Annotated in this window: 28 protein-coding genes and 1 tRNA gene; 14 read left to right on the forward strand and 15 right to left on the reverse strand. The window is 57.7% G+C overall.

The window, feature by feature from the left end:
• Positions 1 to 204, reverse strand: a 204-nt coding sequence (locus FE702_RS03470; RefSeq protein ID WP_147124864.1) for a hypothetical protein, incomplete at its 3' end; no start/stop codon positions are given.
• Positions 205 to 761: 557 nt separating this feature from the next.
• Between FE702_RS03470 and FE702_RS03475 the strand changes: the two genes are divergently transcribed.
• Complete coding sequence (locus FE702_RS03475) at positions 762 to 1,058, forward strand: hypothetical protein (protein WP_147124866.1); 297 nt, start codon at positions 762 to 764, stop codon at positions 1,056 to 1,058.
• A 33-nt stretch (positions 1,059 to 1,091) separates the two neighbouring features.
• Here FE702_RS03475 and FE702_RS03480 read toward each other — a convergent pair whose 3' ends face one another.
• On the reverse strand, positions 1,092 to 1,418 hold the full coding sequence (locus FE702_RS03480; protein ID WP_147124868.1) for a HesB/IscA family protein: 327 nt from the start codon (positions 1,416 to 1,418) through the stop codon (positions 1,092 to 1,094).
• A gap of 80 nt (positions 1,419 to 1,498) precedes the next feature.
• Between FE702_RS03480 and FE702_RS03485 the strand changes: the two genes are divergently transcribed.
• From FE702_RS03485 to FE702_RS03515, 7 genes are all read left to right on the forward strand, one after another.
• On the forward strand, positions 1,499 to 2,647 hold the full coding sequence (locus FE702_RS03485) for a deoxyguanosinetriphosphate triphosphohydrolase (RefSeq protein ID WP_147124870.1): 1,149 nt from the start codon (positions 1,499 to 1,501) through the stop codon (positions 2,645 to 2,647).
• Positions 2,648 to 2,709: 62 nt separating this feature from the next.
• A complete protein-coding gene (argS, locus tag FE702_RS03490; protein WP_147124873.1) occupies positions 2,710 to 4,446 on the forward strand; it encodes an arginine--tRNA ligase in 1,737 nt (578 codons plus the stop codon).
• 85 nt (positions 4,447 to 4,531) lie between these two features.
• Positions 4,532 to 5,491 carry an SPOR domain-containing protein gene (locus FE702_RS03495; RefSeq protein ID WP_147124875.1) on the forward strand — a complete coding sequence of 320 codons (960 nt, stop codon included), beginning with the start codon at positions 4,532 to 4,534 and terminating at the stop codon, positions 5,489 to 5,491.
• A gap of 3 nt (positions 5,492 to 5,494) precedes the next feature.
• Positions 5,495 to 6,505, forward strand: a complete 1,011-nt coding sequence (locus FE702_RS03500; RefSeq protein WP_147124877.1) for a glycoside hydrolase family 3 N-terminal domain-containing protein — start codon at positions 5,495 to 5,497, stop codon at positions 6,503 to 6,505.
• Positions 6,495 to 7,277, forward strand: a complete 783-nt coding sequence (locus FE702_RS03505) for a segregation and condensation protein A (RefSeq protein WP_147124878.1) — start codon at positions 6,495 to 6,497, stop codon at positions 7,275 to 7,277. Before FE702_RS03500 ends, FE702_RS03505 begins: the two co-directional genes overlap by 11 nt.
• Positions 7,274 to 7,966: an SMC-Scp complex subunit ScpB gene (gene scpB, locus FE702_RS03510; RefSeq protein ID WP_147124880.1), complete on the forward strand. Its 693-nt coding sequence runs from the start codon at positions 7,274 to 7,276 to the stop codon at positions 7,964 to 7,966. The genes FE702_RS03505 and scpB overlap by 4 nt, the downstream gene beginning before the upstream one ends.
• Before the next feature lie 35 nt (positions 7,967 to 8,001).
• Positions 8,002 to 8,205, forward strand: a complete 204-nt coding sequence (locus FE702_RS03515; RefSeq protein WP_186826973.1) for a hypothetical protein — start codon at positions 8,002 to 8,004, stop codon at positions 8,203 to 8,205.
• Here the strand turns inward: FE702_RS03515 and FE702_RS03520 are convergent.
• Positions 8,202 to 9,341 (reverse strand): MFS transporter, encoded by a 1,140-nt coding sequence (locus tag FE702_RS03520; protein WP_186826974.1) that lies wholly within the window; start codon positions 9,339 to 9,341, stop codon positions 8,202 to 8,204. The two genes, FE702_RS03515 and FE702_RS03520, sit on opposite strands and share 4 nt — an antisense overlap.
• A gap of 74 nt (positions 9,342 to 9,415) precedes the next feature.
• On the opposite strand from FE702_RS03520, the gene FE702_RS03525 reads away from it, so the two are divergent.
• A complete protein-coding gene (locus FE702_RS03525) occupies positions 9,416 to 9,946 on the forward strand; it encodes an Lrp/AsnC family transcriptional regulator (RefSeq protein WP_147124886.1) in 531 nt (176 codons plus the stop codon).
• On the opposite strand, the gene FE702_RS03530 is transcribed toward FE702_RS03525, so the two are convergent.
• From FE702_RS03530 to FE702_RS03565, 8 genes are all read right to left on the reverse strand, one after another.
• Positions 9,943 to 11,016 (reverse strand): 2'-deoxycytidine 5'-triphosphate deaminase, encoded by a 1,074-nt coding sequence (locus tag FE702_RS03530; RefSeq protein WP_147124888.1) that lies wholly within the window; start codon positions 11,014 to 11,016, stop codon positions 9,943 to 9,945. The two genes, FE702_RS03525 and FE702_RS03530, sit on opposite strands and share 4 nt — an antisense overlap.
• Positions 11,017 to 11,053: 37 nt before the next feature.
• Positions 11,054 to 11,130 (reverse strand) — tRNA-Pro (locus FE702_RS03535).
• Positions 11,131 to 11,181: 51 nt separating this feature from the next.
• Positions 11,182 to 11,838, reverse strand: coding sequence for a MerR family transcriptional regulator (locus tag FE702_RS03540; protein WP_147124889.1), 657 nt, complete (start codon positions 11,836 to 11,838; stop codon positions 11,182 to 11,184).
• A gap of 6 nt (positions 11,839 to 11,844) precedes the next feature.
• Positions 11,845 to 12,147 carry an integration host factor subunit alpha gene (gene ihfA, locus FE702_RS03545; RefSeq protein WP_147124891.1) on the reverse strand — a complete coding sequence of 101 codons (303 nt, stop codon included), beginning with the start codon at positions 12,145 to 12,147 and terminating at the stop codon, positions 11,845 to 11,847.
• A gap of 77 nt (positions 12,148 to 12,224) precedes the next feature.
• Positions 12,225 to 13,223: a beta-ketoacyl-ACP synthase III gene (locus FE702_RS03550; RefSeq protein ID WP_147124892.1), complete on the reverse strand. Its 999-nt coding sequence runs from the start codon at positions 13,221 to 13,223 to the stop codon at positions 12,225 to 12,227.
• The gene (gene plsX / locus FE702_RS03555; RefSeq protein ID WP_147124894.1) at positions 13,213 to 14,343 is read right to left on the reverse strand and encodes a phosphate acyltransferase PlsX; all 1,131 of its coding nucleotides are present in this window, start codon (positions 14,341 to 14,343) and stop codon (positions 13,213 to 13,215) included. The genes FE702_RS03550 and plsX overlap by 11 nt, the downstream gene beginning before the upstream one ends.
• A 31-nt stretch (positions 14,344 to 14,374) precedes the next feature.
• Positions 14,375 to 14,584, reverse strand: coding sequence for a 50S ribosomal protein L32 (rpmF, locus tag FE702_RS03560; RefSeq protein ID WP_147124896.1), 210 nt, complete (start codon positions 14,582 to 14,584; stop codon positions 14,375 to 14,377).
• Positions 14,585 to 14,738: 154 nt separating this feature from the next.
• Positions 14,739 to 15,287 (reverse strand): YceD family protein, encoded by a 549-nt coding sequence (locus FE702_RS03565; protein WP_255449575.1) that lies wholly within the window; start codon positions 15,285 to 15,287, stop codon positions 14,739 to 14,741.
• Positions 15,288 to 15,386: 99 nt separating this feature from the next.
• On the opposite strand from FE702_RS03565, the gene FE702_RS03570 reads away from it, so the two are divergent.
• Complete coding sequence (locus FE702_RS03570) at positions 15,387 to 15,848, forward strand: outer membrane protein assembly factor BamE (protein WP_147124898.1); 462 nt, start codon at positions 15,387 to 15,389, stop codon at positions 15,846 to 15,848.
• On the opposite strand, the gene msrB is transcribed toward FE702_RS03570, so the two are convergent.
• A complete protein-coding gene (msrB, locus tag FE702_RS03575; RefSeq protein ID WP_147124899.1) occupies positions 15,849 to 16,256 on the reverse strand; it encodes a peptide-methionine (R)-S-oxide reductase MsrB in 408 nt (135 codons plus the stop codon).
• Positions 16,257 to 16,400: 144 nt separating this feature from the next.
• Here msrB and FE702_RS03580 point away from each other — a divergent pair, with 144 nt between their 5' ends.
• Both FE702_RS03580 and FE702_RS03585 read left to right on the forward strand, forming a co-directional pair.
• On the forward strand, positions 16,401 to 17,132 hold the full coding sequence (locus tag FE702_RS03580; RefSeq protein ID WP_147124901.1) for a GNAT family N-acetyltransferase: 732 nt from the start codon (positions 16,401 to 16,403) through the stop codon (positions 17,130 to 17,132).
• Positions 17,133 to 17,172: 40 nt separating this feature from the next.
• Positions 17,173 to 18,993: an ABC-F family ATP-binding cassette domain-containing protein gene (locus tag FE702_RS03585; RefSeq protein WP_147124903.1), complete on the forward strand. Its 1,821-nt coding sequence runs from the start codon at positions 17,173 to 17,175 to the stop codon at positions 18,991 to 18,993.
• Positions 18,994 to 19,051: 58 nt separating this feature from the next.
• Here FE702_RS03585 and FE702_RS03590 read toward each other — a convergent pair whose 3' ends face one another.
• The 3 genes from FE702_RS03590 to FE702_RS03600 form a co-directional block, all read right to left on the reverse strand.
• On the reverse strand, positions 19,052 to 20,611 hold the full coding sequence (locus tag FE702_RS03590; RefSeq protein ID WP_147126113.1) for a trimethylamine methyltransferase family protein: 1,560 nt from the start codon (positions 20,609 to 20,611) through the stop codon (positions 19,052 to 19,054).
• A gap of 186 nt (positions 20,612 to 20,797) precedes the next feature.
• A complete protein-coding gene (locus tag FE702_RS03595) occupies positions 20,798 to 21,973 on the reverse strand; it encodes a pyridoxal phosphate-dependent aminotransferase (protein ID WP_147124904.1) in 1,176 nt (391 codons plus the stop codon).
• A gap of 31 nt (positions 21,974 to 22,004) precedes the next feature.
• Positions 22,005 to 22,355: an MmcQ/YjbR family DNA-binding protein gene (locus tag FE702_RS03600; protein WP_147124906.1), complete on the reverse strand. Its 351-nt coding sequence runs from the start codon at positions 22,353 to 22,355 to the stop codon at positions 22,005 to 22,007.
• A 205-nt stretch (positions 22,356 to 22,560) separates the two neighbouring features.
• Here FE702_RS03600 and cysS point away from each other — a divergent pair, with 205 nt between their 5' ends.
• Both cysS and cimA read left to right on the forward strand, forming a co-directional pair.
• Positions 22,561 to 23,928, forward strand: coding sequence for a cysteine--tRNA ligase (gene cysS / locus FE702_RS03605; protein WP_147124908.1), 1,368 nt, complete (start codon positions 22,561 to 22,563; stop codon positions 23,926 to 23,928).
• Positions 23,929 to 23,973: 45 nt separating this feature from the next.
• Entirely contained in the window at positions 23,974 to 25,593 is a 1,620-nt protein-coding gene (gene cimA / locus FE702_RS03610) for a citramalate synthase (protein ID WP_147124909.1), read from the forward strand.
• The last annotated feature ends 42 nt before the right edge of the window (positions 25,594 to 25,635 follow it).

Raw genomic sequence — 25,635 nt, forward strand, 5'->3', positions numbered from 1 at the left:
GGCATTCACCGAGGCCATACCCAGCACGTCACCGCTCAGGCTTTCGATCTGGACAAAGCCTTCACCGGTGGTGCGGACCTGGTCGATGTTCACGAACGAGGCGCGGTCATCGATGTCTTCCAGGATGCCCAGCGAGTTGTTGGCGGATGCTGCGCCTGCGGTCAGAGCGATGGCGGTAGCGGCGATTGCGAAATGCTTGAACATGGGTTCTTTCCTTTAGTCATGTGCCCCGAATTTGGTCGGTGGGGCGGGTTGAGTTTCTTTCGGAACACTGTGGCGGTGGTCGGTGCCGCCGTCCGATGATGAAGAGTTGGGAGCCCACCCCCGAGTTGTGAAGGCACAGCCCATTCACATAAAAATGTGCGTCAATTGACGGAACCATTCCCTTGAATTCGGTGTCGAAGCGCCTTTGCCGGTCTGACCTGTGCAAAACTGTGTGGTGCTGTGCGCTGGGTGGACATGCGTGCAATTTTGGCGTGATTTGCAAGTGAAGTGGCTGTCGGGCGACTGTGTGAAAATGTTGCAAAACGGTAGGAAGCGCTCACAAAGACCGGCGCTGGCTCGAAAAAAGAAAAATATATTTAGAATCTTTTGCCGTTTTTGATCGCGCCTGTTGCCGGTCAGAAAGGCCGAATACCGATTTTTGCCCGCATTTTGTGCGGGCGTCGGGGAAAAATACCCGCAGATGCACCAACACCTTGCGCAAGACTCCATGCCATAGACCGCTCAGCTTACAGTGAAACCCGAAGGGAGCCTGACATATGCTGCGATTTCTATTCGGCACCAAGACTACCACGCCCGTTAAGTCTGAAACTCAAAGAGAGACCTTCGACAGGCTTGTCTCTGAACTGAACGAGGCCATCGACGCATTGCCAGTCAAACCGAAAGTGACGTTTGACCCGGCCAGCGGCCAGATTGCCTTTGAGACACCCGAGCAATTCCCGGACGAAGCGCTGGCTTTGCCTGCACCGGGTAAGGATGAAGACACTGTGTCCGACGAAACAGACGCCAACGACGCAGCCGATAATGTTGCAGTAGAAAAAGAAAAGGCGGCCTGAGGGCCGCCTGCGAAGTACCATGTTCGATGGTGCTTACATTGAGAAAGACGTTCCGCAGCCGCAACTGGACGATGCGTTCGGGTTTTCAATGACAAAACGCGCCCCGATGAGTTCATCGGTAAAGTCAATTGTCGCGTCTGCGAGAAATGGCAGGGAAACACTGTCGATAACGACCTTTTCGCCTGAGCCTTCCAAAACCATGTCGTCATCCGCGGGCGCGTCCAGGTCGATCTGGTACTGAAACCCGGAACAACCGCCGCCTTCTACGGCCACGCGAAGTGCCTTTCCCTGTTCGGATGCACCGATCTCGGCGAGCCGTTCAAAGGCGCGTTCAGTGACTTTTGGAGGGAGCGTCAACATTGATGGCCGTCCAGCATTTCCGTTTCTCAGGAATGAATATATGACACCTGCAACGAGGCACAAGAGAGGGCCAGTGGCAGATGGCATCCCCGCGTGTATCGTCCTACGCGGCTGATCCTGATCAGTCGCGCGGTCGATTGTATAAAGAAGACGGCGCAGGCCACCGATCCTGTTTTCAACGAGACCGAGATCGGATCATTCACTCTAGCGCCTTTCGCAGGCTCAAGCACAAGACGCAGGTCTTTGTTGAGGATGAAGGCGATTATTATCGTACGCGTCTGACGCATTCCATCGAGGTCGCGCAGGTTGGCCGGACGATCGCGCAGGATCTTGGGTTGAACACCGAGCTGACCGAAGCAGTCGCCTTGGCACATGATCTGGGGCACACGCCGTTTGGTCATACAGGCGAAGATGCCTTGGACATGCTCATGCAGCCTTACGGCGGGTTTGACCACAACGCTCAGACCTTGCGTATCGTCACCTCTCTTGAGCGTCACTATGCGGAATGGGACGGATTGAACCTGACGTGGGAGAGCCTCGAAGGCATCGCCAAGCATAACGGTCCGGTGACCGGTGAATTGCCCTTTGCGCTGGCCGAATATGACGCGCGACACGATCTTGAATTGCACACCCATGCCAGCGGCGAAGCGCAGGTGGCGGCGCTGTCGGATGATATCGCCTACAATAACCACGATCTGCATGATGGGTTGCGCGCAGGGCTATTTACCCTGGACGACATCGCAGAGCTTCCGATTGTGGGGCCGTGTCTGGAAGACGTTGATGCGCGTTACCCCGGTTTGGAAACAAGCCGCCGCACCCATGAGGCACTTCGCCGTGTTTTTGCGGTGATGGTCCGCGATCTCCTTGAAACATCAGCGGGCTTGCTTGCGGCCTCAAAGGCCCAGTCTGCCCAAGATATCCGTGATCTGGGTCGGCCCGTGATCCGTTTTTCGGATGACCTCTGGGCAGAATTGAAGGTGCTGCGCCACTTTCTTTTCACACGCATGTATCGCGCTCCGTCCGTCATGGATAAGCGCGCAGAAGTCACCGCAATTGTGAACGATTTGTTCCCGGTCTTCATGAGATCGCCCGAACACCTGCCACCAGAATGGCGCGCAGAAGTTGAAGCGGCCCAGGGCGAGGATGCGTTGGCGCGGCTTGTTGCCGATTACATTGCCGGAATGACCGACCGATTTGCCATGCAGGAACACGCGCGACTGTTGGGCTAGCGTGACCTTGCAGCGGCTGCCGCACGCGCATAAGACGCGCGCAACCGATGAAAGAGGCACGCATGAACCTTTTTGCCGATATCCGCATCCTGGTGATCGACGCTTTGACTGACCTGGTTGCCTCAGGCGATCTGCCTGAGGGGCTGAGCTTTGACAATGTCGCTGTCGAGCCGCCGCGCGATGCCGCACATGGCGACATGGCAACCAATGCAGCCATGGTTTTGGCAAAACCTGCCAAGCAAAAACCACGCGACATTGCCGAGGCATTGGCTGCGCGCCTGACGGCAGATGACCGGATTGCCAGTGCCGAGGTTGCGGGGCCGGGTTTTCTGAATCTGCGTCTGGATGGGTCTGTGTGGCAGTCCGTGGTGTCGACAGTGCTGAGCACGGGAACCGCTTTCGGAAAATCGAACCTTGGGCAGGGCACCCGCGTGAATGTGGAATATGTGTCTGCCAACCCAACAGGACCATTGCATGTCGGGCACACGCGTGGGGCCGTGTTTGGCGACGCGCTGTCGTCGCTGCTGGATTATGCCGGATACGAGGTCACGCGCGAATACGTCATCAATGACGGCGGTAGCCAGATCGATACGCTCGCGCGGTCGGTATACCTGCGTTACCTCGAAGCGCACGGGCAGGAGGTCGCCTTCGCAGACGGCACCTATCCGGGCGACTACCTTGTCCCGGTCGGCCAACAGCTGAAGGACTCGGTCGGAGCAGATTATGTGGACCAGCCCGAAGATGTCTGGCTGGAGCCGATCCGCAATTTTGCAACCGACGCCATGATGGACTTGATCCGGGAAGACCTCGCGCTTCTGGGGATCAAGATGGACGTCTTTTTCTCTGAGAAGTCGCTCTATCCCACGGGCAAGATCGAAGCCTGCCTGCAAAAGCTTGAAAACAAGGGCCTGATCTATACCGGCACGCTTGAACCGCCCAAGGGTAAGCTGCCCGAGGACTGGGAAGCGCGGGAGCAAACACTGTTCAAGTCGACGGATTTTGGCGACGATGTTGATCGGCCCATCAAAAAGTCGGACGGTGCATGGACCTACTTTGCCCCGGACATCGCCTATCACAACGACAAGATCGAACGTGGGTTCGAAATGTTGATCGACGTCTTTGGGGCCGATCATGGCGGTTACGTCAAACGGATGAAGGCTGCGGTCAAGGCTCTGAGCGACGATACCGTGCCGCTGGATATCAAGCTGACGCAAATCGTACGCCTCTTTAAAAACGGCGAAGAGTTCAAGATGTCCAAGCGGGCAGGGACTTTTGTCATGCTGCGCGACCTGATCGAAGAGGTCGGGCCTGATGTGACCCGCTTCCACATGCTGACGCGCAAGAATGACGCGCCCTTGGATTTTGATTTCGACAAAGTGCTTGAGCAATCCAAGGACAATCCGGTGTTCTACGTGCAATACGCCCATGCGCGGGTGAATTCGGTTCTGCGCAAGGCAGAATTTGAGACTGATGACGCCACGCTGGCATCAGCGGACCTGACCGGCATGACACACGAAGCGGAATTGGCCGTCGCCAAGAAAATCGCCGAATGGCCGCGTCTGGTCGAAATAGCCGCGCGTACGAATGAACCGCATCGGATCGCGTTTTACCTTTACGAACTGGCGTCAGAGTTCCATTCGCTTTGGAACCGTGGCAACGAGGACGCGTCGCTCAGGTTCTTGCATGAAGGCAACATTCCACAGTCACAGGCGAAAATTGCGCTCGCGCGGGCCGTTTCCGTTGTTATTTCGGCGGGATTGGGTATTCTTGGCGTGACACCTGTCGACGAAATGCGCTGACCAAACAGGCGCAAGCGGCGGGTCGAGGCAGAGTTTAGCAAGACCCGTAGCGCGCCCACCTGTGGCGTGTGGGCAGTGAGGCGACATGGCAGAGGCGGATTATTCCTCCTTCCACGGCGTATCCAATGATGGGTACCAACAAAATTCCTATGCAGTTGGCGCGGGCACACTGATCAATGTGCTGGGCGGTGTCATATCACTCGGTCTGATCATTGGCGTCTTGGTTTGGGGCTACCAGCTCTTTGCCCGGGATGTCAGTGACGTACCCGTGGTCGTCGCCTTGGACGGGCCAATGCGGACCCAGCCAGAAGAGCCGGGCGGCAAGGCCGCAGACCACCAGGGATTGACAGTCAATGAGGTGGCGGCAACCGGCGTGGCCGGAGCACCGAGAGATTCTGTTCGTTTGGCCCCTTCACCGATTGGATTGGCGAGCGAGGATTTGCCGACAACACAACTCACATTGGCGCCTCGCGTTGATGTTGCGCCAAGTGTGGAGGCCGAACCGACCGATGAGATGGCTGTCGCCGTTGAACCTTTGTCAGAGGATGCTGGATCGACGGATATCCTTGCGCTTGCTGATCAATTGGCGAGCGGCGCAACACCTTTTGAACCATTGGAACCTGTTGAAGACGCACCAGACGTCGTCACAGAAGCAGCGGCTGCGCCTGCAGCTGTTGATCTTGGACCCGGCTTGACCCGGTCGTTGCGTCCCAAAGCGCGTCCTGCGGCACTGAACACGTCGCCCGCGCCAGTGGCAGGCACGTCTGTCGATCTTGTTGCTGCAGAAATTCCCGCAGGAACACGGCTTGTGCAACTGGGCGCACTCGACAGTGTCGAAGCGGCTGAGCGAGAATGGAACCGCCTGAACGCACGATTTGGCGACTTCATGGTCGGCAAAAAGCGCGTGATCCAGAAGGCGACCAAGGGCGGACGCACATTCTATCGACTTCGCGCTCAAGGCTTTGACGGTCTGCCTGACGCGCGCCGCTTCTGCACGCAATTGGTCGCCCAGAACGCTTTGTGCATTCCCGTTAAGGCCGAGTAACGCGTGGCTCGGTCGGGAGCATTCATCTTTGGAGCTTCGGGAACGGTTCTGACACCCGAGGAGGTAACGCTGTACAGGCATGCCCAGCCATGGGGCTTTATCCTGTTTGCGCGCAACATCGATACGGCAGAACAAACGCGGCGGCTGACCGCTGATATGCGCAATGCTGTAGGGTGGCATGCTCCGGTCTTTATCGATCAAGAAGGCGGGCGCGTTCAACGCTTTGGCCCGCCCATGGGCACGCAGTATTTGCCTGCGTTGGATCAGGCCGAAGGTGCCAGCGATCGCGCGGCAGCCATGTACCTGCGCAGCCGTTTGATTGCAGATGAGCTGCAAGCGCTCGGTATCGATGGCAACTGTGCGCCGCTTGCGGATATTGCCACCGACGAAACACACCCCGTTCTTAAGAACCGCTGTTACGGCTACTCGGTCGACGATGTTGTCTTGTCCGCCCGCGCTGTTGCTGAGGGGCAGGTGGCTGGCGGGGTGCTTCCGGTTTTAAAGCACATTCCCGGTCACGGACGCGCCCAATTGGATAGCCACCATGAGCTTCCAACAGTCACAACGCCTGAGAATGAATTGGTAGAAACGGATTTCGCCGCATTTCGAGCCTTGGCTGATCTCCCACTCGGTATGACCGCTCATGTCCTGTTTTCGGCGCTGGACGCGGATCACCCAGCCACAACGTCCCGCACCATGCATCAGATCATCCGTGACGAAATCGGCTTTGACGGCCTTTTGATGACCGATGACATCTCGATGAATGCCTTGGCCGGCAATGTGGTTGAACGGTCGCTTGCTGCGTCGCAAGCCGGGTGTGACCTGATCCTGCATTGTAACGGCGATTTTGCGGAAATGGTGGCCATTGCCACAGCAATCGGCCCGTTGAGCGACGCCGGTCAACGCCGTGCGGATCATGCGCTGACCTATCGGCGCAATGCCGATGACGTTGACATCGCGGCGCTCACCGCCGACCTTGCAGCGTTGATGCAGCAGGGATGCCATGACGGATAGCATTTTTGATACGGCGGTTGCCGACCGCGTTGCGGCAGAGGCGCTGATTGTTGATGTGGACGGCTATGAGGGTCCGCTTGACCTGTTGTTGACGCTTGCGCGCACACAAAAGGTCGACTTGCGCAAAATCAGCGTTCTGAACCTCGCTGAACAATACTTGGCCTTTGTGGAGAAGGCCAAACAACTTCGGATAGAACTGGCGGCAGACTACCTCGTTATGGCCGCTTGGCTTGCGTTCCTGAAATCAAGGCTTCTCTTGCCGCCTGACCCGACCGAAGAGGGACCATCGGGTGAGGAACTGGCTGCGCACCTTGCCTTTCAGCTCGAGCGTTTGCAGGCGATGCGCGACGTGTCTGCACGTTTGATGGCGCGTGACCGTTTGGGCCGCGATTTCTTTGCACGAGGCATCACCGAGGATGTGACCCGCGTGCGAAAGGTAACTTACACGGCCACCATACTTGATTTGATGCAAGCCTATGCGCGCATCAGGACAAAGGACGAATTCCGCCCGTTTGTCTTTGATCGCGACAGTGTTTTGACGATGGAACAGGCACTGGACAGATTGCGTGGCATGATCGGATATGCCGGTGAATGGGCGGATCTGATGTCATTTTTGCCTCAGGATTGGACCGGTGATCCTACGCGCAGGCGCTCGGCCACGGCGGCGACGTTTGCCGCGACACTGGAGCTGGCCAAGGAAGGCAAGGTTGAACTACGCCAGGGAGAAACCTTTGCCCCCATTCAAATCAGGCAAAAGGGAGCGCGTGCATGACCGAAGCAGCCGAGCCGCGCGAAAGCCTGTTTGAGGCTCCGCCGATTGCCGAACAGGAACGCATGGTCGAGGCGATCCTTTTTGCCACCGCCGAGCCCGTGTCAATCCGAGAGCTTGCGGGTCGGATGCCGCATGGCTCAGACCCTGCTGAAGCCTTGGCGCATTTGCGCAAACGGTATGAGGGTCGCGGTGTTCAGGTTGTTAAGGTTGGTGACGCTTGGGCGTTCCGGACAGCGTCTGACCTTGGGTTCCTGATGCAGAAGGAAACCGTTGAGACGCGGAAACTGTCCCGCGCCGCGATCGAGACTCTCGCGATCATCGCTTACCACCAGCCAGTCACACGTGCCGAGATCGAGGAAATAAGGGGTGTCAGCGTCAGCCGGGGCACAATTGACCAGCTGTTGGAGTTAGAGTGGATTAGACTTGGACGCCGCCGTATGACGCCGGGTCGTCCTGTCACATTTGTTGTAACCGAGGCCTTCCTTGACCATTTTGGACTAGAAGCGGCGCGAGACCTGCCCGGCCTGAAAGAACTGCGCGCAGCCGGGCTGTTGGATAACCGTCCGCCGCCGGGCTCTGAACTGCCCGAGGAAGAGGCCGGAGATGACCATCAAATCACCATGTTTGATGACAATACTGACGATTCAGAAGACCCACCCGTGATTGACCCAGAGGATGAGGCAGACTGATGGACCGAATTTTGCAAATGGTTATGCGCATGGTGATGCGTAAACTGCTGAACAAAGGCATCGACAAAGGTTTTGACATGGCCACAGGCGCAGGCCGTCGCCGCCAGAATGGCGGCCAAGGCGGCCAAGGCGGTCATGGCGTCAGCGAAGAAGACCGCGCTGAGATGCAGGCCATGAAACAGCGCAAGAAGAACACGAAGCAGGCCATGAAGGTGGGGCGTCGGATTGGTAAGCTTTAAGCCTGCAATCTACGGGCTTTGGGCAGTGCAACCTCAACGACCATGAGGATCACCAGAAACGCTGAGGCTGCCGTACAGGCAGCCCATCCACCCGCTGAATATACCGGTGCAAATCCGATCGCTGCGAGTGTGACAGCCACATAAGTCACACAGGAATACAGCCCCATAATTGCGCCGCGTTGCTCAGGATCAAGCGCGCTGAGCCGCGTGACGATCAGGTTCAAACCAAGATGGTTAAAGATCCCCCAAATAAATGCGACGCCAACAATCACCGCGTAGACGCCACTGACCCAGCTGAGAGCTGTATACACCGCCGCAAGAGCCGCGAAGACTCTGAGTGAGGCTGGCTTTTGTCCGATCCGTTCCAGAAGCGGGTCAACCCAAGCGGCACAGCCAAAGCCGGCACCGTAGGCAAGCGCGACCAGACCGGCCGCAGACGCGGTCTGACCGAAGGCGTCGTTCAAATGGACTCCAACGAACGTGTAGGTTCCATAAAACGCCAGCATCGTGAGAAACGCCGATAACAGCGCCCGGCCGAGGCCTGTCACGTGCAAGGCAGTCAATGGCGATGTGGCCCGCCCGCGCTGAATGTTTCCGAACTCTGTGCGATGCGCCGTCACCGTCAAACACAATGACAGGGTAGCAAGCATTCCGAAAACTGCGCGCCAACCCAAAAGATCGGTCAAAATTGCTGACAGCGTGACGCCAGCCACCAGAGAAAGTGTCCAACCGGTCAACACCCGACCCATGGTCTGCAGCTCGCGTCCCGGCGGCGAAACTGTCGCTGCCAGTGTGTAAATCCCAGGCAACGCAGCTCCAGCCGCCACACCGGCCATCGCCTGAGCGACCCAAAGAACAACCAGCGCAGGCGCCACGGCGGTCAGCCCCAAACTCAGCGATAGCAACATAAGCGCGGCTGCGACCACGCGGTCTGCACCAAGGCGGTCTGACAAGGGGGCGAGCGCAAGTGCAGAACTGGCTGTGCCCAACCCGTAGGCAGACACACCTATGAGAACATCAGCGGCTGCCGCACCGGCAAAGCTATCAGCTACGGACGTCGCAATCGGCGACAACAACAGGGAATTGGCACCAATCACACCGATTGAGCATGTGAGCAGCAGAACGGGATTTTGCACTTTTGATTTTTCCCCTGACAGGCTTCTGCACATGGCGTAGTCAGCAAAAACGGTTCAGGAAAGCCTGTGATGCTATGACAGAGACAAAAACAGAAGACATTCGGCGGACGGCCCGCGGGCGCGAGGGGATAGATGCGTTTGACCGAAAAATATTAAGCGAACTGTCCTGCGATGCGACGCAAAGCCTGGCCGCTATCGGTGATAAGGTTGGGCTTTCTGCACCGGCGGTACATGAGCGTGTGAAACGGTTGCGCGCCAGCGGGGCCATCAAAGCGACTGTCGCGGTCCTAGATGGTCACAAGATTGGGAAGCCCTTGTTGGCCTTTGTGCACGTGGACACGAAAGGGTGGGGAAAGACCGGTGCAATGCTGGCGTTAACCCAATTGCCAGAGGTTGAAGAACTGCATTCGGTTACTGGCGACACCTGTGTTCTTCTTAAGGTGCGCTGCGCGTCACCCGAGGCCTTGGAGGGATTTCTTGCACGGGTCTACGATATCGAAGGCGTACAAGGCACCCGCAGCTACATGGTCCTGTCGACACATATGGAGCGCACCGTTCAGGCAAAGGAAACCGAGGACTTAGGTGAGGGGCCCTTTATCCGTTAGGCGCGAAAGTGCTTGGACAGTTTCAGGCCTTGGCCCTGATAATTTGACGCTAGGTCCGCCCCATATAAGGTGTCTGGCCGTTCAGCCATTTCCTCGTAGACCAGGCGCCCGACGATTTGCCCGTGTTCCAAAACAAAAGGGGCCTCATGGCAGCGGACTTCGAGCACCCCGCGCGAGCCTGACCCGCCGGCGGCATCGTGGCCAAAACCGGGATCAAAGAAACCCGCGTAATGGACCCGGAACTCGCCCACCATGGCAAGGTAAGGAGCCATTTCGGCGGCATACATCGGCGGGATGGTCACGGCTTCTTGGCTGACGAGAATGTAAAACGCGCCAGGATCGAGGATGATGCGCCCGTCGGTGGTGCGAATGTCTTCCCAGAATTCGGCCGGGTCGTAATGACCGATCAGGTCTAGATCAATGATGCCAGTATGGGGCTTGGCCCGGTAGCCAACCAAATCGCCCTGCGCCGGTCGCAGATCGACGGAAAACCCTAAGCCGTCCGCAATGGTCGCTGTGCCAGAGACCAGCGGCGTGTCGTGATGCAATGCACGCAAGGCATCATCATCCAGCACGGCTTGCCCTTGGCGGAACCGGATTTGGTTCAAACGCATGCCGGGACGCACCAGAACGGAAAACGATCTGGGGCAGACTTCTGCGTAAAGCGGCCCGTGATAGCCACTGTTGATCCGGTCAAATTCTTCGCCGCCGTCAGTGATCGTGCGTGTCAGCAGGTCCAATCGTCCGGTCGAACTCTTGGCGTTTGCCACGGCCTGTACGTCGGCGGGTAGGGCGAGGTGTTCCATCAGTGGGATCACATAGACACAGCCCTTTTCAAGAACGGCCCCATCGGTGAGGTCGATCCGGTGCATCTCGAAATCAGCGAGACGATCCTGAACCGTGTTGCCTTGTCCTGCCAGAAACGACGCCCGCACGCGGTAGGCTACGGTTCCCAATCGCAAGTCGAGGCTGGCAGGTTGGACCTGTCCTGTGACCAAAGGACGGTCTGTCGCGATTTCACCGCGATCCACCATGGCAGTGATCAGTTGGCTGGGTAGGACACCGGTCATCAGAAGTCGCAATTACATTTGCTGGGAGAGGTAGCGATGGTCGGGCTAGCAGGACTCGAACCTGCGACCTTCCGTCCCCCAGACGGACGCGCTACCAGGCTGCGCCATAGCCCGACTGAGGGTGTCGTATACTTGAAAACGCTGCGGGGGCAAGGCGGAATCGGCCTATCCACGCGCGTCGGAAGCCATGCGATCACGAAGCGCGCTCAAGCGATCAGCAATGGTCTGCAAAGGCGGTATCTCGATATCATCCAGTGCGGCAGCTTTTGTCGATAGCTCTTTGATTTCAAGTAGAATGTTCGCATCGGATTGAGCAACATCAGATGCATCTTCTGGCGGCTGCTGCGCTGCGACCGGTTCGTCTTTTGGCGTTTCAGGATCGCTATCGAACAAGCCAAGCTGATCGTCTTTGGCGTCTGCCACGATCTCCGCCTCATCTATTTCGGTTTCTGGCTTGGGCGTCTTGACCTTGCCCTTGTCGTTGGTGGATTTGCGCAGCGGCACGACGTTTTCGTCGGGTTTGATGGTCTCTGCGTCGACTTCCATCGGCGCACCTTCTGCCAAGGCGGCGACGTATTTCACGCCACGTTCGCGCAGGATTTTTTGCACGCCTTTGATGGTTAGCCCGTCTTCGTGCAAAAGCTGTTTGATGCCGCCGAGTAGGGCCATGTCGGCAGGTCGATAATAGCGACGTCCTCCGGCACGCTTTACCGGTTTGATCTGTGAGAACTTGCTTTCCCAAAAGCGCAAAACATGCGGCTGAGTGCCGAGAGCATCGGCAACCTCAGAGATGGTGCGAAATGCTTCGCGTGACTTCGCCATGTCAGCTTAGCCTTTATTGCCCGCCGCGACGCGATCTTTCATCATGTTGGACGGCCGGAATGTCAGCACACGCCGGGGCGAGATCGGAACCTCTTCGCCGGTCTTTGGATTGCGCCCCATGCGCGCCGTTTTACTGCGAACCGAGAAGGTGCCGAAGGACGAGATCTTGACCTGTTCGCCGCGCACGAGCGCATCGGACATTTCGTTCAACACGCTTTCGACCAGCTGCGCGGATTCATTGCGCGATAGGCCCACTTCTTGAAAGACGGCTTCGCTGAGATCGGCGCGCGTAAGAGTTTTATCGGTCATCGGTCCCCCCGGATCATTCCCAACACCATAGGCCACAGCAAAAGGCCGGGTCAATAACAGGGGGTTGCACGCAGGTGTTAAAGGCGGAAGACAACCGAACCCCAGGCCAATCCGCCGCCAATTGCACCGGTAACGACCACTTGCCCGTCCTTCAGTCGTCCATCTGCGCGTGCCACGGACAGGGCCAAGGGAATCGATGCGGCAGAGGTGTTGCCATGATCCTGAACGGTCACGACGACCTGATCCATGGGAACAGACAGCTTATCGGCAGTAGATTTGAGGATGCGCAGGTTTGCCTGATGCGGGACGATCCAGTCGATATCGTCAGTCGTCAGGCCCGCATCCTGAAGCGAGGTTTTGGCCGAACCGGCAAGCTTTTCGACAGCGTGGCGGAAGACCTCTTTGCCTTGCATGCGCAGCGCACCGGTCGAGTTCGTGGATACGCCACCGTCGACGTAGAGGATATCCTTATAGCGCCCGTCCGAATTCAGTTCGGTCGCCAGGATACCCCTGTCCGACGCGGTTCCGGATTGGTCTTGCGCCTCCAGAACAACGGCACCGGCGCCGTCGCCAAAGAGCACACACGTCCCGCGATCTGTCCAATCCATAATTCGGCTGAAGGTTTCCGCGCCGATCACCAAGGCGCGCTTTACTTGACCCGACACAATAAGCGCGTTTGCATTGGCCATTGCAAATGCAAAGCCTGCGCAAACCGCTTGGATATCAAAGGCAAATCCGCCCGTCATGCCTAGCTTGTTTTGCACCATTGTCGCTGCTGACGGAAAAGTCAGATCAGGCGTCGACGTCGCAACGATGATTGCATCAATCGACTCGGCCTCAACACCTGCGTCCTTCAGAGCAGCAAGAGCGGCATCGGTTGCAAGGTCCGAAGTATGTTGACCTTCGGCAGCGATGTGCCGCCGTTCAATTCCTGTGCGGCTTTTGATCCACGCATCGTTCGTTTCAAGCGACACCGTCGTTCCATGAATGTCGATCGGTGCTTCGAAATCAGCGTTTTCCACGACGCGCTCGGGCAGGGCATGACCAAAACCAACCAAAACCGCTCTAAGCGCCATCGTGTGTGTCCTTTGTTTCGCTTTGGCCTGCATTTGCAAAGCCACCGGCTTCGGCAACCCGGACCGCTAGGCGGTCTTGAAAGCCGGACCGAGACAATTGGTGCGCCAGATTAACGGCGGCTGCAATCCCGGTCGGGTCGGCCGCGCCGTGCGATTTGACCACTGTGCCGTTGAGGCCAAGGAACACGCCACCATTCACGCGGCGTGGATCGATACGGTGTTTCAAACGTCGTAGGGATGTGTAGGCCATCAAAGCGGCAAGCCGCGAGAGCGGGGAGTGTTTGAATGCAGACCGAAGCGAGTCAGAGACGAACGAAGCGGTGCCTTCGCCAGTCTTGAGGGCGATGTTTCCGGTGAAGCCGTCTGTCACAATCACATCGACGTTGCCCGAAGGAATTTGTCCGCCTTCGACGAAGCCCAGCGACTCAAAATTTGCCGACTGCGCCTGTCCTTCGATGAGATGGACGGCTTCAAGAAGCTCTGAGCGACCTTTATGCTCTTCTGTGCCGACATTGAGCACACCGACGCGGGGCCGCGCGATTCCAAGCCCATTGCGCGCATATGCAGCACCCATCAAGGCATATTGCATCAGGTCCTTGGCGTCGGCGCGGATGTCAGCCCCCACGTCCAGCATGACGCTAAAGCCTGCTTTGGAATACGAGGGCCACATGATCGCGATAGCGGGGCGGTTCACGCCAGGCAACTTGCGCAAGCGCACCATGGACAGCGCCATAAGCGCGCCGGTGTTGCCACAGCTGACCACCACGTCCGCCTGACCGGACCGCACGGATTCGATAGCGGACCACATCGAGGTGCCCTTGCCATGGCGCATGACATGGCTGGGTTTGTCCTTCATCGCGACAACGCCGTCTGCGTGCACGATGGTCGTAATGTCCGAGATTTTGCGCTTGGCTACCAACGGTGCCAATTGGTCTTCCGGCCCATGCAGCACAAAGCGCAAGTCGCCATTCTTGTAGGCCGCGCGCGCCAGACCTTTGACAACAGTCGAAGGACCGTGGTCGCCACCCATGGCGTCCACGGAAATTACATGCGTTTTTTGGGTGTCAGCCGAAGCGGGCCGCGCAGACGCTAAGTCTTTATTGGCGCGTGGCTCTGCCATTCCCTAAGCTCCGGCCTGAAAGACGAGTGTTCTAGGCCGCGTCTTCGTCGTCGAGATCGATTTCGTCCGCCATGGCAACGACTTCACGATCGTTGTAGTGGCCGCACGACGCGCAGACGTGGTGTGGGCGCTTCAGCTCACCGCAATTCGGGCATTCGTTAGGATTTGCAGCAACAAGGCTATCGTGGGAACGACGATTGTTGCGGCGGGCGCGGGTCACGCGATTCTGTGGGACAGCCATGTCTCAACCTCGGGTCGGGGGCCAGCCACTACGGCGAGCCAAATTTCTGATAAGTTTGCGCGGCTTATAGTGAAGTTGGCGCTACACACAAGCACAAACAAAGCCCTGCAAACGAGGGGCGCAACATACGCATAGATTTGCCGATGGCAAGTGCTTATTCGTCGCCCTTCGTTCCCAGCTGATCGCGCAGCGCGGCCAAGCCAGCAAAGGGTTTGGCGTCCTCATCCGTCATCGGGGCGATGCCCGGTTCGGCAAAGACGGATTGTCCTAATGCGGCACCTTCCGACCGAGGGTATTCAGGCAAGGCAAGGGCGATCATCTCCGTCAAGACGCCGTGCAGATCCAGCGTGTCAGGCAGGCCTTCGGTTGTGTCGTCTTCCGGCATTTCGGCTTCTTCATCCTGCGGGACCTGAAAGTTTGCCAGATAAACACGTTGGTCGGTCTGATCCAAACGCGTTGTGACCGGATCTGTCGTGATCACACAGGTCTGCACCACCGTCGCGCCCCATGTCATCACAAGCTTCCAATCGCGTTTGCCCAGACCGGAAAGTTCAGCAGCAGCGCGTAGTTTGCGCAAAGATATCAAATCCAGAGTTTCTGCCACGGCATCTTGCTCGGCATCGGTCATGGTAATCTCAAACCTGTGCGGACCTGCGCCGCGCAGTTTGGCAAGTTCAACAATTTGCGTGCCAGTGCCCATCATTTGCCTTCTTCTTGATCACATCGCTTAGGTCCTGTTACATCGCCGCAATTGTCAGTAAAAGGCAGCGATCAATTGACCCGCGTTGGTGGAAGAGCAGGCATGATAGGCACAGTAACCCGTAAAGTCGCAATACTGGCCGCTGCTGCTGCTTTGGCCGGCTGTGTCGCACAGATCCGAAATCATGGCTACGCGCCCACGGATGCTGAGCTTGAGTCGGTCATCGTCGGTGCAGATACGCGCGCGACCGTCGAAGACGTCATTGGCCGTCCGTCCACTTCGGGTGTTCTGACAGACAGCGCCTATTACTACCTGTCCAGCCAACGCAGACAGTTTGGCGTTCTCGAACCCGCTGTAATCGATCGTCAACTGGTTGCAATCAGCTTTGACGGCGACGGGGTCGTGACCAACATCGAGCGTTTTACGCTCGAAGATGGCCGTGTTGTCCCGCTGTCACGCCGTGTCACGGAAAGCAGCGTTCAAAACACTGCCTTCCTGCGCCAGCTTCTTGGCAATATCGGCCGATTTGATGCTGGACGTCTCTTGGGCGGTTCAGACGGCTGATCAGTCAGCGTTTTCGTCATTGTCGCTGTGGAATTCCAAGGCAACGCCGTTGATGCAATAGCGTAGACCAGTGGGCTGTGGCCCATCGGGAAAGACGTGGCCCAGATGTGCGTCGCACCGGTCGCAATGCACCTCGGTCCTACGCATGAACCAACTATTGTCGACGCTTTCGCCGACCGGTGCATCAGGCATTGGCGCAAAAAAGCTTGGCCAGCCGGTACCGCTGTCAAACTTGGTGCTCTTGTCAAACAATGGTGCTCCACAACAGACACAGGCAAATGTACCGGGACCGCCTGGAAAATCCTCGTGCGTACCGGCACGTTCCGTCCCGTGCTTGCGGGTCACTTTGTAGGCCAAGTCGCTGAGTTGGGCGCGCCATTCGGTGTCTGATTTGACAACTTTGTCCATATGGTTCTGTTTTCCGTCCTTGTGGTCTCACATTCCCCGTCGAAGGGGTTGACGTAGATGTAAGTCGCCCATCTCTTTGGTCCAAGAGGTGCTGCGGTCAGCGCGCGCAGGCGTGAAGTCGCGGTGGCCATGAAGGATTTGTTCATGCGGACACTCATACGTGGGCGATATAAGGCGCGCATGGCCCGCGATCACCATGATCTCGCGGCGGCACAAAGCCTGCGTCACCTTGTGTTTCGCGGGGGACAGGGCGTTGATGCCGATGAATTCGACCCGGCCTGCGAGCATGTTCTGGTCTCGGATGAGAGTGAAGACCGGCTTGTATGCTGCTTCAGGTTTCTGCCTCTGTCCGGCGGCAGGGAGATCGGACGCAGTTATTCGGCCCAGTATTATGAGCTTTCGGCGCTTGAGGCATTCGATGCTCCGATGGTTGAAATGGGCCGTTTCTGTATCCATCCCGACGTCACAGATCCAGACGTCTTGCGCGTCGCCTGGGGCGCCATGACCCGGTACGTGGATGAAAACGCCGTCGAAATGCTGTTTGGCTGTTCATCCTTTCATGGCACCGATGCCGCCCGGTATCATGACGCCTTTGCTGTGCTGGCCGACCGACACCTGGCGCCGAAGCGGTGGCTGCCAAGGGTCAAAGCACCACAGGTCTTTCGATTTGCAGAACGTCTGCGGCGCAAGCCGGATCGAAAATCTGCCATGACCACCATGCCGCCATTGCTCAAGACTTATCTGTCCATGGGCGGCTGGGTCAGTGACCATGCGGTGGTGGACTGCGATTTGAACACTTTGCACGTCTTCACAGGGCTTGAGATCGCGGCGATCCCGCCTGCGCGCAAACGCTTGCTTCGGGCCGTAGCTGGCTGACTTGCTTGACCTTCGCCTGACACAGCCTTAGCGCCGCACCATGGCACGCGCACCACTTCTTCAGCTTTCCGAAATCTCACTCACCTTTGGCGGGAACCCAGTATTTGACGGCCTGTCACTTGTTGTACAGCAAGGCGACCGTGTTGCCTTGGTTGGGCGCAATGGGTCAGGCAAATCCACGCTGATGAAAGTGATGGCTGGGTTGGTCGAGGCCGACAGCGGAGAGCGGGTTGTTCCACCCGGTCATTCGGTCGGCTACATGGAACAGGACCCGTCCATGAAAGGCTTCATGACCTTGGGCGAATTCGCGCAAAGCGGGTTGGACCCAAGCGAAGCCTATAAGGTCGAAATGGCGGCGGAGGGGCTGAAATTTGACCCTGAGCGCCCCATTGCCACCGCGTCCGGAGGAGAAAGACGGCGCGCGGCGTTGGCCAAGCTGATGGCTGAAGCGCCCGAGTTAATGTTGCTAGATGAGCCGACCAACCACCTTGATATCGAGGCAATTGGTTGGCTGGAGGACCAACTGAAATCGACCCGCGCGGCTTATGTCCTGATCAGCCACGACCGTGCCTTTTTGAATGCCCTGACGCGCGCAACGCTTTGGATCGACCGCGGCGATGTGCGGCGTCAGGAAAAGGGATTCGAAGCCTTTGAGGCGTGGCGCGACAAGACGTGGGAAGAGGAAGACGAACAGCGCCACAAGCTCAACCGCAAAATCAAGGCCGAAGCCCGTTGGGCTGTCGAAGGCATCAGCGCTAGACGTAAGCGGAATCAAGGACGCGTCCGTGCGCTACAGGCGTTGCGGGCCGAACGTGCCAGCCAGATCAAACGCCAAGGCACCGCAGCGATGTCCTTCGAGGCAGGTCAGAAAAGCGGGAAAAAGGTCATCGAGGCGCGCGGTATCTCCAAGACATTTGGCGACCGGACCGTTGTGCGGGATCTTGACCTAACGGTTCAACGCGGCGACCGCGTAGCCTTTGTCGGTCCGAATGGGGCCGGTAAAACCACGCTGCTCAAGATGCTGGTTGGCCAGCTTGAGCCGGATACAGGCTCGGTCAAGCTTGGCACGAACCTTGATGTGGCGGTGTTTGATCAAACCCGTGCCACTCTTGATCCCGACATGACCCTTTGGGAGGCGCTCCTCTCCGAGCAGGGGCTGGCTGTCTCGGGGCGGTCTGATCAGATCATGGTGCGCGGGACGCCCAAGCACGTGGTTGGATATCTAAAAGAATTCCTGTTCGACGATCAGCAGGCCCGCGCGCCAGTGCGCTCGCTCTCTGGCGGAGAGAAGGCACGGCTTTTGCTTGCCAAGCTGATGGCGAAAGAGTCCAATCTCTTGATCCTCGACGAGCCAACAAACGACTTCGACGTCGAGACGCTTGACCTATTGCAAGACATCTTGGGCGAATACTCTGGCACAGTCCTTCTGGTCAGCCACGACCGTGATTTCTTGGACCGCGTGGCAACACAAACCATCGCGTTCGAAGGGGGCGGCAGGCTGACAGTCTATGCAGGCGGTTGGTCCGACTATCAGGCGCAAAAACGCGACGTTGCCGAAACCACGGCATCGCCCTCAGGCAAGCCGAAGAAGTCTGACGCCAAGGAAGCAGCGCCGACCCCCAAACAAAGCGGTTTGTCCTTTACAGAAAAGCACCGCCTTGAGGCGCTGCCTTCAGAGATTGAGCGCCTGGAATCCGAAATCGCCAAGCTTGAGGAATTCCTCGCGCAGCCGGACCTGTTCACCCAATCGCCCGTGAAATTTCAAAAGGGCACAGACGCATTGGTGGAACGGCAAGAGGCCTTGGCCGCCGCTGAAGAAGAGTGGCTGTCGCTGGAAGAAAAAGCCGAAGCAGCAAAATAGCAAAAGCCACCGCGCATGCGGAGGCTTGGCTGCTGCACGGGGTCCTGCGCCGAGCTTTTTAGACGGGCAGGTGAATGTTGAACGCCTCTCTCAGCGACCGATCCAATTGTGGATCAAAGGCCGCTGGGCTTGGCGTGGACAACAACGCTTCTTTACGTTTGATCGCGTTTTGGATCAAATCGGGCTTGTCGTTCTCCGCCCATTCTTTGGGTGAGGTTCTGTCGCCAAGCGTCGGATATACAAAGTCTTTTTGCATCAAGGTCAGTGTCTGATCCGCGCCCAAATAGTGGCCTGGTCCGCCAGTGCCGTCAGAGCCCAAAACGGTGCTCCGGATGGTTTCAACTGCGACGGTATCCTCAGTGACCTCGATCCCGCGCACACAGCGTTGCGCCTGACCGATCAAATCGTCCCCTAGGATCAGGCTTTCATGGCAAAAGCCCAAAAGCGAAGCGTGCATTCCGGCGGCTTCATAAACCATGTTCAAACCTGACAGTCCCGTCATGACGTTCGAACACATCTGCTCCCAACCGGCCTGCATATCTGGCAGCTTGCTGTCGGACGCACCCCCGGCGGCGCCGCCTGGCACACCGTAGAATTGATGCATCTGTGCGCATCCGGCGCTGAGCAGAGCTTGCTCGCCAGAACCAACGGACATCGCCCCTGTGCGTAAATCCAAACCAAACGGCCAAGTCCCTACGATGGCAGGATGCCCGGGCGAGATGGCGTTGACATAGACAAGCCCGGCCAGACACTCGGCGGTTGCCTGAACGATCGCACCAGCCAACGTCGCAGGAGCCGTCGCGCCAGCCATGCCCGCGCTCAGCAACAGGACCGGCATCCCCCCCCGAATACAGGCCTCCATGACCTCGCAGGCTTCGGTCGCGAATTTCATAGGGGGCACAACAAAACAGTTCGAGTTCGACACGAAAGGCCGCGCGCGCCATGCGTCTTCGCCGCCTGCAATCATGTGCAGCATCTCAAGGCTTTGGGGCACGTATTGCGGTTCGACAAAGCTCGTGCCGATATGCTTCAGTGTTCCACGGCAGCAGGCGTAGATGGTGTTGTAGTCCAACTCATCATTGTTGGTGATGTCACGGCAGACCATCGGTCTTTGTAGAAAGTGGATGTTCTCAAGGTGCTGAACCAGATGGGCGGCATCATAGAGATCTTGGACTGTGCTATCGCGATAGTCGTTGGTTTCGATGTCGACCATGTGAACAGCCGCACCTGCCGTCCCATAGTGAACGCGCGTGCCGCTAAGCTCCATGTCGAATGCGGGTGACCGGCCATACAGGGTGATCGTCTTTGCCGCCATGGCAACGGCGTCTTCGACCAAGGCGCGCGGGTAGCGCAGACGCCCATCATCACCCAGGATCGCTCCGGCTTTGACCATAATGTCGATGCCGGATTGCGGAGCATCGGCAAGGCCGATTTCCTCAAGACACTGCAAAGCGGCCTCATGGATGCGCTGCACGCCAGCATCGGTCAGGGGTCTATAGGTCCCGCCACTCAGACCCGGACGCACGGGTTTCAGGTTGTCGGTCAATGGGGCTGCGCGGGCAGCACGGCGCGCGGCGCGCCCGCCTGCACGGCCGGATGTGCGAGGTTTGTCGATCATGTTCATTGGATTATCCCTGTTTCTTTTATCCTGAAGTCGGTGTCCGAAACAGGATCAGGGGCGGCCCCGCGCGGCGCGCCCACGGGATGCGCCAATTGTGCGCGCCGTCAATGTTATCGGGCAAAGCCCGGTCTGGAATCCGGCAAACATACCGCCATGATGGCAGATTGTTTGCGACACGCTTGTCTAATCGCGACCAAGGTTTTGCGCGTAGTCGATCATGGTTTTCAAAGCGCCTTCAAAGCGTTCGTCATCGACGGTCATGGCCACGCGGACATGTCCTGCCGCGGCCTGACCAAAGCTGCGCCCCGGCATGACGGCGATCCGATGATTATCAAGCAATCCCTGCGCAAATGCCTCTCCATCAAGACCAGTCGCGCGAACATCCAACATCAGATACATGGCGCCACCCGACGAAACGAGGCCCAAGGTATTCTGCTTTGCCAATAGGTCCTGAGCGAGCTTGCGCCGCCGCGCAAATGGCGCGCTGACTTCGTGTTCCAGCCCAAAACCCTGATCCAAGGCAAAGAGCGCAGCATCCTGAATGTAACCCGGCACGCCATAAGTCGTGTGCGTCGACAAGTTAATCAGATGGGCAATCACATCTTTGGGGCCGACGACCCAGCCAACACGGCTACCAGTCATGGCATGGCTTTTTGACATGGACCCAATGACCAATGTCCGATCCTGCAGACCGGGCAGGGCCCTTGGGCTAACATGAGCGCCGTCCCAAACCTGCGTGTCGTAAACCTCGTCAGAGATGAGCCAAAGATCGTGATCGATTGCGAATTGTCCAAGCATCGCCACGGTTTCTTTGGAATAGACAACGCCAGTCGGATTATTCGGCGTGTTGATCAAAAGCGATTTTGCTCCCTTTGCCGCCGCCTCAAGGTCTGAGAGTCGCGGCTGAAACCCGTTTTGTGCATGGCATGGAACGGCACGAGCGACCGCGCCGCTGCCGCGGATCGAACCGGGATAGGTTGCGTAGTAAGGGTCGAGGAACAGTCCGACATCGCCCGAAGACAGGCACGCCAAATGGCTTGCAAACAGCGCTGATTGCCCACCTGGAGTGATTACAACGTTGTCGCGGTACGTCTCGACACCAGTGCGTTCCGTAACCCGCCGCGCAACTGCGTCACGCAATTGAGGGGTCCCAGGCACGCTGGCATATCCTAGATGACCGCCGGTGGCCGAAGCGTGCATGGCCGCAAGGATCGACGGATGGGTCTTGATGTCATGTTCGCCGATGGTCAGTTCGACAATCGGTTCACCTGCAGCCACGCGGCGGCGCGCCTCATAGAACAGGCCCCAGCCATCGTCGCCATCATCCGTCAGTGAGGTCAGCGTCCGTGACACATGCATGCGTGCGATCCTTTGGTGTCGATGTTTCAGCTCAATCCGGCAAAGCGGGTAACTGGGCCTGCACGCGTTTGGGCAAGCTCTGTCTGACCAGACGGTACGACGTCAAAATCCGATCTTGAAGCTCGTCATCAGGCACATGACCCCACGGAATGCGCACCCAAGAGCGGTGAAAATACGGGGCCTTGATAGCGCGCCCCAATTCGATCAGAAATTGCGCTGTTTCAATGTTAGGTGTTTTGACGCTGACGCCATCGTTCATCATTCCGATGGTCGCAAACATCTTGCCGCCAACCTTCCAGGCGTCATGTGACCCGTCCCGGTGATCGGCCCATTCAGCGCCCGGCAGGGCCGAGCAGACCCCATCTGTCAAATCCCGTGTCATGTCTTGCAGGCTAATTGCGGTCGATCTGGACGCAAAGGCCTAAAACCTCTATCCAATCCATATGACCCGTCTGATTTGTATTTGTTGCTGAACTGTCCCGCAGCCCGTCTTCGGGCAAAATTCGACGTTGTCTGACCTTTCCCAAGCTTCACACCCCGGTTAATCAGCCTGCACCGCTCAGGCGCGTCCGACATAGGCCTATTCCATGACACAGATCACCTTGCGCAATACCAAGACCCGCAAAAAAGAGGTCTTTGAACCGATCGATCCAAAGAACTTGCGCATGTATGTCTGTGGCCCAACCGTTTATGACCGTGCACACATCGGCAATGCGCGCCCGGTGATCGTCTTTGATGTTTTGTTCAGGTTGTTGCGTCACGTTTATGGGGCAGGTCATGTCTCATACGCCCGGAACTTCACCGATATCGACGACAAGATCATTGACCGGGCAGAAGCCACCGGTCGCGACATTGCGCAGATCACGGCAGAAACCACTCAGTGGTATTTGGATGACATGGCGGCCGTGGGTGCTTTGGAACCCACCCTCATGCCCCGTGCGACTGCCTATGTCGATCAGATGATTGCGATGATTTCGGATCTGATCGAAAAGGGTCACGCTTATGCCGCGGAAGGCCACGTGCTGTTTTCGGTCGAAAGCTACGCAGATTACGGGACTTTGTCGGGGCGGTCCGTCGATGACATGATCGCAGGCGCACGGGTCGAAGTGGCCCCGTATAAACGGAACCCTATGGATTTCGTCCTTTGGAAGCCTTCCACAGATGATGTCCCGGGATGGGACAGCCCATGGGGGCGGGGGCGTCCGGGATGGCACATCGAATGTTCGGCAATGTCTGCGGACCTGTTCGGGGATAGCTTTGACATTCATGGCGGCGGAAATGATCTTCAATTCCCGCACCACGAAAATGAAATCGCACAAAGCTGCTGTGCGCATCCCGAGGGCGAATTTGCACGCGTCTGGATGCATAACGAGATGTTGCAGGTCGAAGGCAAGAAAATGTCCAAGTCATTGGGCAATTTCTTTACGGTGCGCGACCTGTTGGATCAGGGCGTGCCGGGTGAGGTCATTCGGATGGTGTTTCTGGGGACCCATTACGGCAAGCCGATGGACTGGACAGATCGCAAACGTGCCGAGGCCGAAGCGACCCTTCGGGATTGGCGTAAACTGACAGATGGCGTCACGCCGGGTTCGGTCGATGCAGAGGTTTTGGCTGCGGTCGCAAACGATCTGAACACGGCAGGTGCTTTGGCGCGTCTGCGGGAACTGGCCAAGGCGCACGATGCGGAGGCATTGCTGGCATCGGCTAATTTGATCGGCCTACTGACACCTGAACTTGGTGGATGGGACGCAGCGCCTGATGTGGACTTGAGTGGCTTAGAGGACAAACTCACCAAAGCGCGCGCGGCGGCCATGGAAACCAAGGATTTCAGCGAAGTGGATCGGTTGAAGTCGGCGCTGGTCGAGGCCGGGATCGAGGTGCGGATGTCGAAAGCCGGTGTTGAGCTTGTGCCCGGAGCCGGCTTCGATGCTGCAAAACTGGAGGGGCTGGCGTGAGCACTGGCTTCGATACGTTGGGCCTGCCGCGGGAGGGATACGACCATGGCTGAGCGGCTTTACCTTTTCGATACGACCCTGCGTGACGGGCAACAGACGCAAGGTGTGCAATTCTCGACGACTGAAAAGCACGCAATCGCGCGCGCCTTAGATGAGCTTGGGATCGACTATATCGAAGGCGGTTGGCCCGGTGCGAACCCGACTGATAGCGAATTTTTCGAGAACCCGCCGCAAACCCGCGCCAAGTTCACGGCCTTTGGCATGACCAAAAGGGCCGGGCGATCGGCCGAAAATGACGATGTTCTTGCAGCTGTCATGAATGCTGGAACGCGTACGGTCTGCCTTGTTGGCAAAAGCCATGATTATCACGTCACCGAAGCGCTTGGCGTGTCGCTTGAGGAAAACCTTGAAAGCATCCGGGCATCAGTGGCGCATATCGTGGCCGATGGTCGCGAAGCGATCTTTGACGCCGAACACTTCTTTGATGGGTTCAAAGCCAACCCCGAATACGCAACGGCCTGCATCAAAACCGCGCTGGATGCTGGCGCGCGCTGGGTGGCGCTATGCGATACCAATGGCGGGACGTTGCCACAGGAAATCAGCGACATCGTCTCTGACCTGATTAGCCGTGGCGTACCGGGTGATCAGTTGGGCATCCATACGCATAACGACACCGAAAACGCGGTCGCTGGGACGCTTGCGGCTGTCTTGGCGGGTGTTCGACAAATTCAAGGAACACTGAATGGGCTGGGTGAGCGGTGTGGAAATGCCTCGCTCACCAGTGTGATCCCCATTCTCTTGCTGAAAGAACCTTTCGCAAGCCAGTTTGAAACAGGTGTTTCGCTGGATAGCCTGCCGTCGCTCACACGGATTTCGCGGCAGCTGGATGATATACTCAATCGCGTGCCACAACGGAACCGTCCTTTTACCGGCGCATCGGCCTTTGCGCACAAGGCCGGGCTGCATGTGTCGGCGTTGCTGAAGGACCCGTCGACATACGAACACATTGATCCTGCGGTCGTTGGTAATGACCGGGTCATCCCGATGTCAAATCAGGCGGGGCAGTCGAACCTGCGCAAACGACTCGCAGATGCCGGGATTGATGTGCCGAAAAATGACGCCGCGCTCGGCCGTATATTGGAAGAGATCAAGGCGCGCGAGGCGGCGGGATACGCCTATGATACGGCGCAGGCGTCGTTCGAGCTCATGGCGCTGGATGAGTTGGGTCGATTGCCCGAGTTCTTTGAGGTCAAGCGCTACCGTGTGACCGTTGAAAGGCGCAAGAACAAGTATGACGAGATGGTCAGCATCTCTGAGGCCGTCGTTGTCGTGAAGGTCGATGGCGACAAAAAGCTGAGCGTAAGCGAAAGCCATGACGAAACCGGTAACGACCGTGGCCCAGTGAACGCGCTGTCCAAAGCCTTGTCCAAGGACTTGGGTCGGTATCAGGATTGCATCGCGGATATGCGGCTTGTCGATTTCAAGGTTCGCATCACGGATGGCGGAACAGAAGCTGTCACGCGCGTGATCATCGACAGCGAAGATGGGCAAGGCCGTCGTTGGTCCACCGTGGGCGTCAGTGCGAACATCGTTGATGCGTCGTTTGAGGCGCTGCTGGACTCGATCAAGTGGAAACTGCTTCAGGAGTCCGGGGCAAACGCATGACTTATATGCGAACGCTTCCAGCACCCGCGATAAGGGACCTGT

It is taken from the genome of Shimia ponticola (assembly GCF_007995215.1).
In the GTDB taxonomy this organism is placed as follows: Bacteria; Pseudomonadota; Alphaproteobacteria; order Rhodobacterales; family Rhodobacteraceae; genus Shimia_B; species Shimia_B ponticola.